The 13,588-nt window shown below is 65.5% G+C and carries 6 protein-coding genes and 1 riboswitch; of the genes, 3 read left to right on the top strand and 3 right to left on the bottom strand.

The window, feature by feature from the left end; all coding sequences use genetic code 11:
- Positions 1–3 precede the first annotated feature (3 nt).
- Positions 4–1,470: a glucose-6-phosphate dehydrogenase gene (gene zwf / locus LQ771_RS15300; protein ID WP_231350236.1), complete on the bottom strand. Its 1,467-nt coding sequence runs from the start codon at positions 1,468–1,470 to the stop codon at positions 4–6.
- A gap of 162 nt (positions 1,471–1,632) precedes the next feature.
- Here zwf and LQ771_RS15295 point away from each other — a divergent pair, with 162 nt between their 5' ends.
- The gene (locus tag LQ771_RS15295) at positions 1,633–2,385 is read left to right on the top strand and encodes a GntR family transcriptional regulator (RefSeq protein WP_231350235.1); all 753 of its coding nucleotides are present in this window, start codon (positions 1,633–1,635) and stop codon (positions 2,383–2,385) included.
- 48 nt (positions 2,386–2,433) lie between these two features.
- Entirely contained in the window at positions 2,434–4,035 is a 1,602-nt protein-coding gene (locus LQ771_RS15290; RefSeq protein WP_231350234.1) for a tetratricopeptide repeat-containing sulfotransferase family protein, read from the top strand.
- A gap of 335 nt (positions 4,036–4,370) precedes the next feature.
- Here LQ771_RS15290 and LQ771_RS15285 read toward each other — a convergent pair whose 3' ends face one another.
- Both LQ771_RS15285 and LQ771_RS15280 read right to left on the bottom strand, forming a co-directional pair.
- A complete protein-coding gene (locus LQ771_RS15285) occupies positions 4,371–7,370 on the bottom strand; it encodes a TonB-dependent receptor (RefSeq protein WP_231350233.1) in 3,000 nt (999 codons plus the stop codon).
- Positions 7,371–7,888: 518 nt separating this feature from the next.
- The gene (locus LQ771_RS15280; RefSeq protein ID WP_231350232.1) at positions 7,889–10,876 is read right to left on the bottom strand and encodes a TonB-dependent receptor; all 2,988 of its coding nucleotides are present in this window, start codon (positions 10,874–10,876) and stop codon (positions 7,889–7,891) included.
- A 351-nt stretch (positions 10,877–11,227) separates the two neighbouring features.
- A riboswitch (cobalamin riboswitch) is annotated at positions 11,228–11,454 on the top strand.
- Between the two features lie 136 nt (positions 11,455–11,590).
- Between LQ771_RS15280 and btuB the strand changes: the two genes are divergently transcribed.
- A complete protein-coding gene (gene btuB / locus LQ771_RS15275; protein WP_231350231.1) occupies positions 11,591–13,441 on the top strand; it encodes a TonB-dependent vitamin B12 receptor in 1,851 nt (616 codons plus the stop codon).
- The last annotated feature ends 147 nt before the right edge of the window (positions 13,442–13,588 follow it).

Below are 13,588 nucleotides of genomic sequence, written 5' to 3'. Positions count from 1 at the left end.
GCGTTACTCGCTGTCCTCGTTCCAGGTGCGGCCATCGCGTTCGATCAGGGCGACCGCCGCGCTCGGCCCCCAGCTGCCGGCGGCGTAGGGTCGCGGCAGTTCGCCAGCGCCTCCCCAGGCGGCCAGGATCGGGTCGATCCAGTGCCAGGCGGCTTCGACTTCGTCGCGGCGCATGAACAGCGTGGGGTTACCGCGCACCACGTCCAGCAGCAGCCGTTCGTAGGCATCGGGCTGTTGCACGCCGAAGGCTTCGGCGAAGCTCATGTCCAGCGGCACGTGGCGCAGGCGCAGGCCGCCCGGGCCCGGGTGCTTGATGGTCAGCCACAGCTTGACGCCCTCGTCCGGCTGCAGCCGCAGCACCAGCCGGTTCTGCGCCAGCGGGCCGGCGGTGGCATCGAAGATCGAGTGCGGCACCGACTTGAACGCAACCACGATCTCGGACAGCCGCGCGGACAGCCGCTTGCCGGTGCGCAGATAGAACGGCACGCCGGCCCAGCGCCAGTTGGCGATCTCCGCCTTCAGCGCCACGAAGGTTTCGGTGCCGGACTGGCCGTCGTCGAGCTCCTCCAGGTAGCCGGGCACGCGCTCGCCGTCGATCGCGCCGGCCTTGTATTGGCCGCGCACGGTCAGCTGGGCGGAGTTGCGCATGTCGATGGGCTTCAACGCATGCAGCACCTTGAGCTTCTCGTCGCGCACGGCGTCCGGCGAGAGCGAAGCCGGCGGCTCCATCGCCACCATGCAGAGCAGCTGCAGCATGTGGTTCTGCACCATGTCGCGCAGCGCGCCGGCGCGGTCGTAGTAGCCGGCGCGACGGCCCAGGCCGAGCGTCTCGGCGACGGTGATCTGCACGTGGTCGATGTGCCCGGCGTTCCACAGCGGCTCGAACAGCGCGTTGCCGAAACGCAACGCAAGCAGGTTCTGTACCGTTTCCTTGCCAAGGTAGTGGTCGATGCGGAAGGTCTGCGCCTCGGAGAACACGCGCCCGACCGCCTCGATGATGCACATGGCGCTGGCCAGGTCGCGGCCGATCGGCTTCTCCAGCACGACGCGCGAGTTCGGCCCGTTCAGGCCGCTGGCGCCAAGCCGGTTGCAGATGTCGACGAACAGCTCCGGCGAGGTCGAGAGATAGAACACGCGGATGTGGTCGGGCTGCTCGTTCACCAGCGCCGCGAACGCATCCCAGCCGTCGTCCTTGCGCGCATCCAGCGGCAGGTAGTAAAGCTGCGGCAGGAAGGCTTCGATGCGCTCGCTCGCGCCGCCGCCGTCGGCGAGCACGTCGCGCACCAGGCCGCGGTAGCCGGCATCGTCCAGGCCTTCGCGCGCGACGCCGATGATGCGGCTGGCCGCGGGCACCTGGCCGTCGACGAAGCGATGGAACATGGCCGGCAGCAGCTTGCGCAGGGCCAGGTCGCCGGTGCCGCCGAAAATCACCAGGTCGAACGGGTCGACGGGCGGGGCAGAAGCCGTCACGGTTCACCTCGATTGCATGTTGGGCAGACGGGATGGGCCATCCCGCCGGGGCGCCGAGGATGGTACCAGTGAAATACCAGATTACGCAGCCGTGCGTGGATGCCATGCATACGTTTTCATGGCGTCTTGCTGCAAATGGTGTGAGATTGGTATGGTTTCCGCATGGAGACCGTGCTCGCCGCCGAATATCGCCGCCTCTGCGAAAGCCCCGATACGCGCCAGCCGCTGGCCTATCTGCGGCTGCGCCGGGCGATCCGTACCGTGGTCGAACACCGGGACATCGAGCCGGGCCAGGCGCTCCCCAGCGAGCGCGACCTGTCGCAGGCGCTCGGCCTCTCGCGCGTCACTGTGCGCAAGGCGATCGCGGGCCTGGTCGAGGAAGGCCTGCTGACCCAGCGCCATGGCGCCGGCACCTTCGTGGCCGAGCGCATCGTCAAGCCGATGTCGCGGCTGACCAGCTTTACCGAGGACTTGCGCGCGCGCGGCCTGAACCCGCGCTCGGAGTTCTTCGAACGCGGCATCGGCGAGGTGACGCCGGAAGAGGCGATGGCGATGAACCTCTCGCCCGGCGCGGCCGTGGTGCGCCTGCACCGCGTGCGCTACGCCGGCGACGAGCCGCTGGCGATCGAGCGCAGCGTGGTGCCCGCCAGCGTGCTGCCCGACCCCATGGCCGTGCGCGATTCGCTCTACGAAGCCCTGGAACAGCGCAACGCCCGCCCGCGCCGGGCGCTGCAGCGCCTGCGCGCGGTGTCGCTGAGCGCCCAGCACGCCCGCCTGCTGCACGTGCCCGCCGGCAGCGCCGGCCTGAGCGTCGAACGGCGCAGCTTCCTCGACGACGGCCGCGTGGTGGAGTTCACCAGCTCGTGGTACCGCGGCGACATCTACGATTTCGTGGCCGAGCTGCATACCGATTGACGTCGCGCGATCGGTACACACAGCGGCTCCAGCGGGTACGATCGCGCAATGACCACTGCCAGCAACCCCGTATCGCTCGACACATTGCGCGAGCGCGCCCGAATCTACCTGGAAGGTGGTCAGCTCCCTGCGGCGCAGGCCACGCTGGAAACGATCCTCAGGCATGCCCCTAACGACCTGGCATGCAGCCTCCAGCTGGCAGACCTGCAGTTCCAGCAGGGCCATCTGCAGGCCTCCACGTTGCCGCTGCTCCGGGCACTGAATCGGCTGCCGAAAGATGCTCCGCTGATCGTCGGCCTGATCCAGCGCCTGGTCGGCCGGGGAGAGATCGTGGCAGCCCGCGCCTGCCTGGATTTGCTGACACAGGCGCCGGATCCGCCCGCTCACGTCGTCTTGGCACAAGCCAAGATGCGGTTCCTGACCGGCGAGTTCCGCGAGGCCCTCGAGCTGGCGGAAAAAGCGGTGCGCGCGGGCATGGAGACGCCCGAAGCGGCGCGGCTTTACGGCATGTTGCTGCAGTTCAACGGCCGCATGGACGACGCGTGCAACGTACTGGAGGAGTGCCTGGAGCGCTGGCCCGATTTCGGCGACGCGGCACCCGCGCTGGTCGACATGCGCAAGCAGACACCGGATGCCAACTATCTGGACAGGCTGCATGAGCGGCTCCAGCGTCTGCCGGAGCACCCCTCGGACTCGGGCCAGGCCTTCGCGCGAGCCGAGTTCGAGTACGCCCTCTTCAAGACGCTGGACGATCTGGGACGTTACGAGGAAGCCTGGCAAGCCCTGGCGCGCTGCAACGCGCTGATGTCTCGCCTGAATCCCTACAGTGCCTCGCTGCAGGAAGCGGTGACCGACGCACTCATCGAGGCGTCGGCCGTGTCGGGCCCGGCCACCGGGCGTCCGCCGGCCTTCGAGGGACCCGTCCCCATCTTCATCGTCGGCATGCCGCGTTCAGGTACCACGCTGCTGGATCGCATCCTGTCGAGTCACTCCAAGGTGACCTCGGCCGGGGAGATCGGAGATTTCTGGAGGCAGCTGCACTGGGTGGCTGACGTGATTCCGGAGCAGGCCGAAGGGCTGATCCGGGTAACCCGTCGAGCCCGCGAGACCGACTGCCATCAGGTCGGCATGCGCTACCTCAAGCAGACGCAGTGGCGTGCGGAGGGCCGGCCCTACTACGTCGACAAGCTGCCAGGGAACATCCAGCTGGTGGCGTTCATCCGCCGGGCGTTGCCGCATGCGCCGATCCTGCACATGGTCCGCGACCCGATGGACACCTGCTTCTCGAACTTCAAGGCCATGTTCGGCAACGTTTCGGCTCACACGTATGAACTTGGCGCGATGGCGCACTACTACGGCCAATACGCCCGACTGGTCCGCCATTGGCACGAGACCCTGCCCGGCGCCATGCTCGATGTCGACTACGCCGAACTGGTGCGCGATTCGGCCACCGTCATTCCACGCGTGCTCGCCCATTGCGGGCTTGGCGTGGAAGAGGCCTGCCTGCGTCCGGAAAGCAATGCCGCGCCGGTCGCCACGCGAAGCACGCCCCAGGTCCGCGAGTCCATCCATACGCGAGGGCTGGGGACATGGCGGCATTACGACAAACAGCTTGCGCCGTTGCGCGAGGCGCTTGCAGCCAAAAGCTGACCTCCGGCCGCGTGGCCACGCTCGAATAGCTGACTGACTTCTCGGGATGGCCTGTCGGTCATCCCGGATCCTGGCGCTAGTCCAACTGAAGGGTGCAGGTTCCCCTGGCTGCGTCGGCATTCCGAAGTGGTGTGACTCCTTCGTCCGTCACGAGGCCTGCTTCACCCGGGTCGATGAGTGCCTCGCTGATCAACTGGCCCGAGGCCGCCTACCCCTGGTCGGTTCTCGAACACCAGGCTCGGACGGCGCGCCGGCGCAAGCCTCGGAAGAGCAGGAAAAAAGCCACCGGTCTTGCAACCGGTGGCTCCGAGGCTGGAAATTCAGCCGGGCGACTGTCAGTAGTCGTAGCTCACCGACAGGCGCACGTAGCGTGGCGTCTCGAACGTCACCGGCGTGTGGAACTGGTTGTCGATGAAGCCCGGATCCACATCGCGGGTCGGGTAGGTCTGCGTCGCGCGCTGCTCGTTGAGCAGGTTGAAGACGTCCAGCTTGAACGCAAGCTTGTGATCGGCGAAGGCGGGCATGTACTGCATGCCGACGTTGATCTGCTTGGTCCAAGGGGTGTGCGTTTCACCCGGGGGCGACTTCCGGCCACCACACCAGTGGTAGTCCGGGCCGTAGAACGTCGGGTCCTGATCGGCCGTCGGTCCGTAGTAGCCGAGGCACGACTCGGCCACGCCCGACTGGATCAGCGCGGTACCGGAAACCAGCCATTCCGGCGAGAACGAATAGGCGCCGCGGATGCGCAGCTGATGCTTGCGCACGTTGAACAACTCGCCGTTCTGGCCGTCCATCAGCTGCCAGGCATCCCAGTCCTCGGTCTTGGACACGTCGCCCTGGCCGAAGTCCGAACGCACCTGACCTTCGGTGTTGCCGAAGCCACGCGAATAGGTGTAATCCACGCGGGCCTGCCACTTGCCGTCGAACGGATGCTCCATGTACAGGTTGAGCGAACCGGTCTTGCGCTTGACGCCCTGGGTGTAGCCCCAGTCCTGCTGGGTCATCGACACCAGCTGGTCGGGCAGGCCGCTGCCTTCGTCCGCCCTGATCAACATGGTGTTGGTCTCACCCGGGTTGATCAGGCGGCAGTAGGCCGGGCCCAGCAGTGAGTTGTAGTAGCCGCTGTTGACGATGGCGAGATAGTTGTCGTAGCTGTACTCGCCGCCCGGCGCGATGCCCATCTTTCCGGCAATGCGGTACGGGCTGCACTCGTCGTCGATGGCGGTCTTGAGGTCACGCCACATCGCCTTGGCGCCGTAGTTCCAGCTGTCGTTGAGCTGCTTGTCGAAGCCCACGATGAACTCGTCCAGGTATTCCGGCTTGAGGTTGCGCGCGGTGACCTGCTCGGGATCCTTCGGCAGGCCGAACTCGCCATCCGGGGACACAAGGCCACCCACTGGCGTCAGCCCCTGCGGGATGCCGTTCTCGTCAACACTGGTGTACTGGTAGGTCTGCCAGGTATAGGTCGAAATGTTGGCAGCGCGCTCAGCGGCGTTCTGCGGCAGAGCGAGGTAGTAGCGACCGACGTTGCCGTAGATCTTGAACGAGGAGTCGCCGTTGACGTCCCAGCTGACGCCGATACGCGGCTCCCACTGGTTCTTCATGTCGACGAAGGCCTGGCCCCGGTCGTTGTAGTTCGTGAAGTGATCGTTTCGCAGACCGACCTTCAGCAGCACGTTGGGAGACACCTGCCACGTATCCTGCACGTACCAGGCCTTCTGTTCCGTGCTCATGCTGGTCTGCCAGCCGATACGGTACTGGCGCACGGTGCCGTTGGAACGGTACGACCAGAAATAGTCGATCGCCGGATTGAACGGGTTGACTTGCGATTGGCCCTGGTTGCTGGCCTCGTACTTCATGTTGTCGATACCGACGGCCAGGTCGTGGTCACCCAGGCGGTAGTCGAGGTCGACGCGCAGGCCGTGGGTGCCGGTGGTGGCGTTGTTGGACAGCCAGCTGCTGTTGGTCTGGGTGTTGTCGATGCCGGTCGGTGGCGTACCCGGCGGAACCTTGGTCGGATCCTGGTATTGCGGGTTGGAGATGAAGGGCAGCTCGCTGCGGTTGCCGTAGATGTTCGGATTCTGGAAGTCGGCCTTGCCGTAGACGACGCTCAGCGTCGCGTTGTCGGTGATGTAGCTGGTGAAGTGGCCGATGTAGAAAGTGGCGTTGTCCTTGGTGACGTCGTTCGGCGAAGCGAAGGCGCCCGGCGTGAGCGTCGCGTAGTCGAAGTAGTAGGTCGACCCGGTGCCGGTGGTCTGGTTGTTCTTCAGCGCGGTCAGTTCAAGAACGTTGTTGTCGGTGATGTTCCAGTCCAACTTGCCGTAGAACTTGGTGTTCTTGTCGCGGTTGTAGGACACGCGACCGTTGGTGTCGGTGCCGACCGTGGTGTAGCCGGTCTTGGTGGTTTCGCCGGCCAGGAACATGAACAGCTTGTCCTTGATCAGCGGACCGCCCAGGTAGGCGGAGTACACCGTCTCCCACTGCTTGTTGTCATTGCGGTACTGATGCAGCGCGCCCACCAGCTCGGGATTGGCCCACTGGTAAGTGAGATCGCCCGTCGGCGGCGGTAGCGGACCGCTCGCGTAGTAGCGGTTGCGCGGGCTGGCCTGGAGGAAGCGCGGCTCCCACACGACCTGGCCACCGAAGTGCCATTCGTTGGTGCCGCGCTTGCCGATCTGGTTGATCACGCCGCCGTCGGAACGGCCGTACTTGGCGTCGTAGCCACCGGTCAGGGTTTCCTGCTGGTCGATCGCGCCGTAGGGCAGCTGGAAGCCACCGATGTTGCGGTACGGCTCGCCGGTGTTGTACCCGTTCACGTAGTAGGCGTTCTCGGACACGCTCGAACCGCCGAACGCCACGGCGTTGGCAAAGTAGCTGCTGCCCTTGACGGTACCGGGGGCGAGCAGTGCGATGGCTTCCGCGCTACGGGTAACCGGAAGCTTCTGCAGGTCTGCGGCCGTGATGATGGTGCTGGAATTGACGCTGGTGACGTCAATGGCGGGTAGCGCGCTGGCAACCACCTGCACGGTGCCGAGATTCTGCGCACTCTCCGCCGTGGCTGCCGCAAACGGTACCTGGGTACCACCGCCCGGCGAGACCGAAACGTTTTCCTGGGTAGCCAGCGTCTGGCCATCCTTGCGCAGGGTGACCGTGTAGCGGCCGACCGGCACATTGACCGAGTAACGACCGCTGGCGTCCACCGCCACTTCGCGGGTGGCGCCACCGGCGCCCTGCACTACGACCGTTTCTCCTGCGGCAACGGGTGCGGTGCCGAAGATGGTGCCCGTCGTGGCCTGGCCCTGGGCGAGCCCGGCAAAGCCCAGCCCCATGGACATGGCTACCATCAAGGCGGTGTGTCGGGGCCAGCCCCCCCCCGGAATATGCTTGTTCATCAGAAGATCTCCCCAGATCGATGCAATTCGGGCAAGGCCCGGAAGCGAGAAAGAGAACCACAATCCATCGTCGTGACGCTTACCTGAAGCGCGCATGCCGTCCTGGCCTGCGGGAACCCTACCAGCAACAATCCGCTGCATCACCCGAGTCCACCCAAGGCGGGCAAAACGGATTGTGTATGTTTTTTTAATCTTTCAGCCGTGAATGAAATGTCTGCAATGCCTTCACCCCAGCTGAACAAGCAGACGGGTCCATAAATCCGGGTTTGGCGTCGCCAAGCTGAGCGACCTGAGGCCAGAACCCATTCGGTAGTCCGAACCCTGCCATTGAGAAAACGCCAATGGGCCTATGGTTTGAAGAAAAGCCTTCCTAGAAACCGGATTACCTGACCAAAAAAAAAGCACCACCCTTGCGGGTGGTGCTTTCTTGGGCTCTTTCGAACCCGATGTGCATATGCCTATCAGTAGTCGTAGGACACCGACAGACGGACGTAACGCGGATCCTGGTTGAACAGGGTCTCGTGATACGTGTTCCTGATGTTGTGCGAGGTCCGCGGATACAGATGCGGTTGCGTCTGCAGCGTGGTCTGGCGATCGAACACGTTGAACACGTCCATCTTGAACGCGAGCTTGTGGTCGGCGAAGGCCGGCCGGTAGGCCAGACTGAGGTCGACACGGGTTACCCACGGATTGGTCGTGGCGCCCGGCATTGCCGGCACACCGCGGCACCAGTGGTAATCGGTACCGTAGGCACCGCCCGGGTTGGTCTGGTCAGGACCGTACCAGCCGAGGCACGATTCAGGCGCACCCGAGGTCACGAGCACGTTGCCGGCCACCAGCCATTCCGGCGTCATCTGCCAGGCGCCATAAGCCTTGAGCTGGTGACGGCGATGGTTGGACAGGTAGCCGCGGGCGTGGTCCATCAGCTCCACGTAGTCCCAATCCTCGGTGACCGAAACGTCGGTCTGGCCGATATCGGAACGGACCTGGCCCTCGGCGTTGCCCCAGCTGCGTGCGAACGTGTAGCTGACGCGACCCATCCAGGTGCCGTCGAACGGATGCTCCAGGTACATATCCAGGGCGTAGTAGTCGCGCTGGACCTTCGGAGTGCCGCCGAAGTCAGCCGCCGTCATCGGCACGATGACCGAGGTCGTACCATCAAGCGAATTGACCTTGATGTTCGAGGTCAGGTTCGGATTGACGATGCGGCAGTAGGGAGAATCCCACAGCCACTGGTCGGGGTTGTAGCCCATCGCCTCCATCTTCGTACGCACGCGCTCGGCGTCGCACTCGTCGTCGATGACCGTGCCCACGGTGCGGTAGGTGGCCTTGGCGCCGTAGACCCAATCCGAACCCAAGGTCTTGTCGAAGCCCAGGATGTACTCGTCCTGATACTGCGGCTTGAGGTTGGTCGAGGTAACGGTCTGCGGGTCAGGCGGCACGCCGACTTCGTTGTTGGCGGAAACGGGGCCGGGGGCGGGGCCGCCACCGACTCCGGGAACCGGCGCCAGCCCGGTCGGGATACCGTTCGAGTCGATGCCGGTGTAGGTGAAGTACTCGTCGGTGAAGATCGAACCGGATGCAGCACGCTCACCGGTAGCCTGCGGGATGGCCAGGTAGTAGCGGCCGGCGCTGCCGTAAAGCTTGAGCGAGGCATCGCCGTTGACGTCCCAGCTGAACCCCAGACGCGGCTCCCACTGGTCCTTCTGAACGACGAACTGGTTGCCCTGGGCGTTGCTGTTGGTGAAATCGTCGTTGCGCAGGCCGATCTGCAGCAAGAGGTTCGGGGACACCTGCCACTTGTCCTGCACGTACCACGCGCGCTGCGAGGCCGACATGCTGGTGACGGTGGAGAAGATATCCCTCGCAACATAGTAGCCGTCGCCGCCGGGTGCGCCGACGTTCAGCTCCGTGTTGATGTCGTCGCCCGGGCCCGTATGGCCATAGATCCACACATAGCCCGGGCCGGAACGCACGCGACCCTGGTTGTTTGCGGTGTAGTCGAGGTTGTCGATACCCGCCTGCAACAGGTGGTCGCCCAGGCGATAGTCGAAGTCGACGCGCAGACCCTTGGACGACTGGGCCGAGTCCGGAGAGCTGATCGTCGCCACGTTCTGGGCGTTGACGATCGGGTTGCCGCCGTTGAGCGCCGGGTCCTGCTCGGTCGAGCCCGCGATGAACGGCAGGTCGCTGGCGTTCGGCACCAGCGTCGGATTCCGGACGTCGGTCTTGCCGTACAGGATGCTCAGCGTGGCGTCGTCGGTGAGGTAGCTGGTGTACTGGAAGATGTCGGTCTTGTTCTGATAATCGACAAAGCTGAGATCACCCGTCTTTTCCACGTCGCTCAGGGTGTCGTAGTCGAACGAGTACGACTCGCCGTAGCCATTCTTCGAGCTCTGCTGCAGGCGGGTGTACTCGAGGATGTTGCTGTCGTTGATGTTCCAGTCGAGCTTGCCGTACCAGCGCAGGTCGCGGTTGCTGTAGTAGTCGTCCCGCTGGTTGTCATCGTTCAGGACGCTGCGGCCCTTGGTCTTCGACTGCTCCACCGACACGAACGCAAACAACTTGTCCTTCACCAGCGGACCACCGGCGTACACCGAATAGGTCGTGCTCCACTGCTTGTTCTTCTCGCGGTAGCGGCGCAGGTCGCCCGGAGCCACCGTTTCGCTCGCGAACTCCTCACCCGGCTGGAGCTGGACGTTCGGGTAATAACGGTTGACGGGGCTGGATTCCAGGGAGCGCGGTGCCCAGGTAACCTGGCCGCCGAAATGCCATTCATTCGTGCCGCGCTTGCCGATCTGGCTAAGCACGCCACCATCGGAGCGGCCGTACCTGGCATCGTAGCCGCCGACGATCGTCTGCTGCTGGTCAATCGAGCCATACGGCAGCTGGTAAGCCGCGCCCGTGTAGTTGTAGAGCGAGGTGGTATTGAAACCGTTTACGTAGTACGCGTTTTCCGTCGCGCCGGCACCCGCAAAGGTGACGACCGGGCCGGTGATCGCATCGCCGAAATAGCCGCTGCCCGAGACGACGCCAGGCGCCAGCAGGGCGATTGCCTCGGCACTGCGCGCGAGCGGCAGCTGCGCAAGTTGGGCCGACGTGATGGTCATGGACGACGCGGCATTGCTCACGTCGATGGGGGGCAGCGCATTGGCGGTGACCTGCACCGTGGACAGTTCGGTGGCGAAGTCGATTTGCGTACCCGCACCGGCAGTGACGTTGACACTGTTGCGCGTGGTGACGGTTTGGCCGTCCTTGCTCAGCGTGACCGTGTAGGTACCGACCGGCAGGTTGGCGGAAAAGCGCCCGCTGTCATCTACGGTGACCGTACGGCTGGTGCCGCCGGCGCCAGTGACAATGACGGTTTCGCCGGCAGGCGCTGAACCGAAGATGGAGCCGCTGGTAGCCTGGCCGTAGGCGAGTCCGGTAAACCCCAGGCCGATAGCCATCGCTACAACGAGAGCATTGCGACGAGGCTTGGCCCCGCGCGAATTACTGCGCATGTTCATCAAGTGATCTCCCCAGATCGACTCACAGACGAGTCATTTAAAAACCAAGCGACACCGGAATATCCGGCTCACTGGAAAACCAACGAAAGACGCTTTCCTGTCGCACCCGATACGGTAGCTACCGAATCTTCGGCCTCGCCCCAGCGTGATTCGTATGCGCCCACCCCCTGATGGGTAATGGGCTGCTGACGGACCGTATCCCCACCCGTCACGTCCTGTCAACTTTTTTTTAGCAATTCCTTCTCAGGTGGAATCCGCACGCCGTCTCTAGTTGGAGCACCTCTGCTCGTTTAAGATTGGTCGGTTTCGGGTGTCCCGAGGGAGCTTGCCCGAGGGATGAAACGGGAAGCCGGTGCGTTGTGCGATGCACAACAAGGCCGGCGCTGCCCCCGCAACGGTAAGCGAGTCGAACGGACGGCCCCACGCCACTGTGCCAACGAGCATGGGAAGGCGCCGCCCGGCAGGCCTCATGGCCTGCGCCCGCGAGCCCGGAGACCGGCCCGAAGCATTTGCCTGGTGGACCTGCGGTGGGCGGGCCGGACCTCGTGCGTGGCCCGCTGCCTGCCCGTCGTTCGTTCCTTTCCGCCTCCGGCGCTCCAGCTCATTCACGCTTTGGGCCGTGCGCGGGCGCGCGGCCGAGGAATGCATATTCATATGAAGAAGACCCTGCTCGCCGCGGCGCTGTGCGGCAGTTCGTTCGCCGCGCTGGCGGCGGACGCCACGGATCCGGCCGCGCTCTCGCCGGTGATCGTCACCGCCACGCGCACCGCGATCACGGTGGACGATGCGCTGTCATCGGTCAGCGTGATCACCCGCGAGGACATCGACCGGCTGCAGCCGGTGTCGCTGATCGACCTGCTGCAGGGCCTGCCCGGGGTGACGTTCGCCCAGTCGGGCGGCCTGGGACAGCAGAGCTCGCTGTTCCTGCGCGGCACCAACTCCTCGCACACGCTGCTGCTGGTCGACGGCGTCCGGGTCGGCACGGTCAGCGCCGGCATCCCCGCCTTCGACCAGTTGCCGCTGGACCAGATCGAGCGCATCGAAGTGGTGCGCGGCCCACGCTCGAGCCTCTATGGCGCCGACGCGATCGGCGGCGTGATCCAGATCTTCACCCGGCACGGACCGCGCAACGGAACGCTGGCACCCTCGCTGCGGCTGGGCACCGGCAGCCGCGGTTACGTCGACGGGCAGCTCGGCCTGGCCGGCGGCGACGCGCATGCCTGGTACAACCTGAGCCTCGGCGGCCAGTACACCCGCGGCATCAACGCCTGCCGCGTGGGCGCGGCCACTGCGTTCGCCGGCTGCTTCGCCGACGAGCCGGACGCCGACGCCTACCGCAACCGCAATGCGCTGGCCAACGCGGGCTACCGCTGGGACAACGGCACGCAGCTGACCGCGACCTGGCTGCGCAGCGACAGCCGCGTGGAATTCGACGGCGCGCCCTACGGCAACCAGCACCACAACCGCCAGCAGGTCGCCGGCGCGCAGCTGGGTTTCGATCCGCTGGCCTCGTGGAAGATCACCCTGGCGGCAGGGCAGAGCCTGGACGAGCAGCGCACCGACAACGACGGCGTGTTCATGCGCTTTGGCGACTCGCGCCGCAGCCAGGCCTCCTGGCAGAACGACCTGAGCCTGGCGGACAACCAGTTGCTGACGCTCGGCATCGACTGGCAACGCGAGCACCTGTCCAGCGACACCGGCTACCTGGACGACAGCCGCAGCGACACCGGCGGCTACGCGCAGTACCAGGGCAGCTTCGGCCGCCACGAGATCCAGCTGTCCGTGCGCCGGGACGACAACCAGCAGTTCGGCGGCCACACCACGGGCGCGGCGGCGTGGGGCCTGGCGTTCGAGCATGGCCTCAGGCTGTCGGCCAGCTGGGGCAGCGCCTTCCATGCACCGACCTTCAACGACCTGTACTACCCCTACGGCAGCGGCAATCCGGACCTGCAACCGGAGACCTCGCGCAGCACCGAACTGGGCCTGGCGCAGCAGCAGGCCGACTGGCACTGGGCGCTCAACGCCTACCGGACCACGGTCGACCAGCTGATTTCGCTGGATGCCAACTACTTTCCGCGCAACATCAGCCGCGCGCGCATCCGCGGGCTGGAGGCGCAGGCCGGCGCCGGGTTCGCGGGCTGGCGGGTGGAGGGCTACCTGACCCTGCAGCGGCCGGAGAACCGCGACGGTGGCGTCAATGATGGCCACCTGCTGCCACGCCGGCCCGAGCGGACTGTGCGGGTGGAACTGGATCGTCGTTTCGGCGCGTTAGGCGTCGGCGCCACCGTGCTTGCCGCCGGCGCGCGCTACGACGACCTGGCCAACCGGCACCGGCTCGGCGGCTATGCCACCACCGACCTGCGCGCGAGCTATGCCTTCGCGGGCGGCTGGCAGGTGGAGGCGCGGCTGGCCAATGCGTTGGACCGGCACCACGAGACCGTCTACTACTTCAACCAGCCGGGGCGGAGCTGGTACCTGACCCTGCGCTACACCCCCGGCGGCTGATCGCCTCGCAGGAGCCCGCTCGTGGCCGGTGCCCGACGACCCCCGGGTAGCGCCACAAGCGGGCACCTGCGACGACACGCCATGGCCCGGTCCGGGCCACGGTCCCTGCCTTTCGGCAGGGGCCGGACTTCAGGCACATCCTTCGGC

Source organism: Frateuria soli (genome assembly GCF_021117385.1).
Taxonomy (GTDB): Bacteria; Pseudomonadota; Gammaproteobacteria; order Xanthomonadales; family Rhodanobacteraceae; genus Frateuria_A; species Frateuria_A soli.
This window is presented reverse-complemented; position numbering and strand designations above follow the sequence as displayed.

What these genes read in the sequence shown, in the direction of transcription:
- btuB (WP_231350231.1), top strand. Translation starts at nt 11,591, where the DNA reads ATGAAGAAGACCCTGCTCGCCGCGGCGCTGTGCGGCAGTTCGTTCGCC.
- LQ771_RS15280 (WP_231350232.1), bottom strand. Translation starts at nt 10,876, where the DNA reads ATGGCTATCGGCCTGGGGTTTACCGGACTCGCCTACGGCCAGGCTACC.
- LQ771_RS15290 (WP_231350234.1), top strand. Translation starts at nt 2,434, where the DNA reads ATGACCACTGCCAGCAACCCCGTATCGCTCGACACATTGCGCGAGCGC.
- LQ771_RS15295 (WP_231350235.1), top strand. Translation starts at nt 1,633, where the DNA reads ATGGAGACCGTGCTCGCCGCCGAATATCGCCGCCTCTGCGAAAGCCCC.
- LQ771_RS15285 (WP_231350233.1), bottom strand. Translation starts at nt 7,370, where the DNA reads ATGTCCATGGGGCTGGGCTTTGCCGGGCTCGCCCAGGGCCAGGCCACG.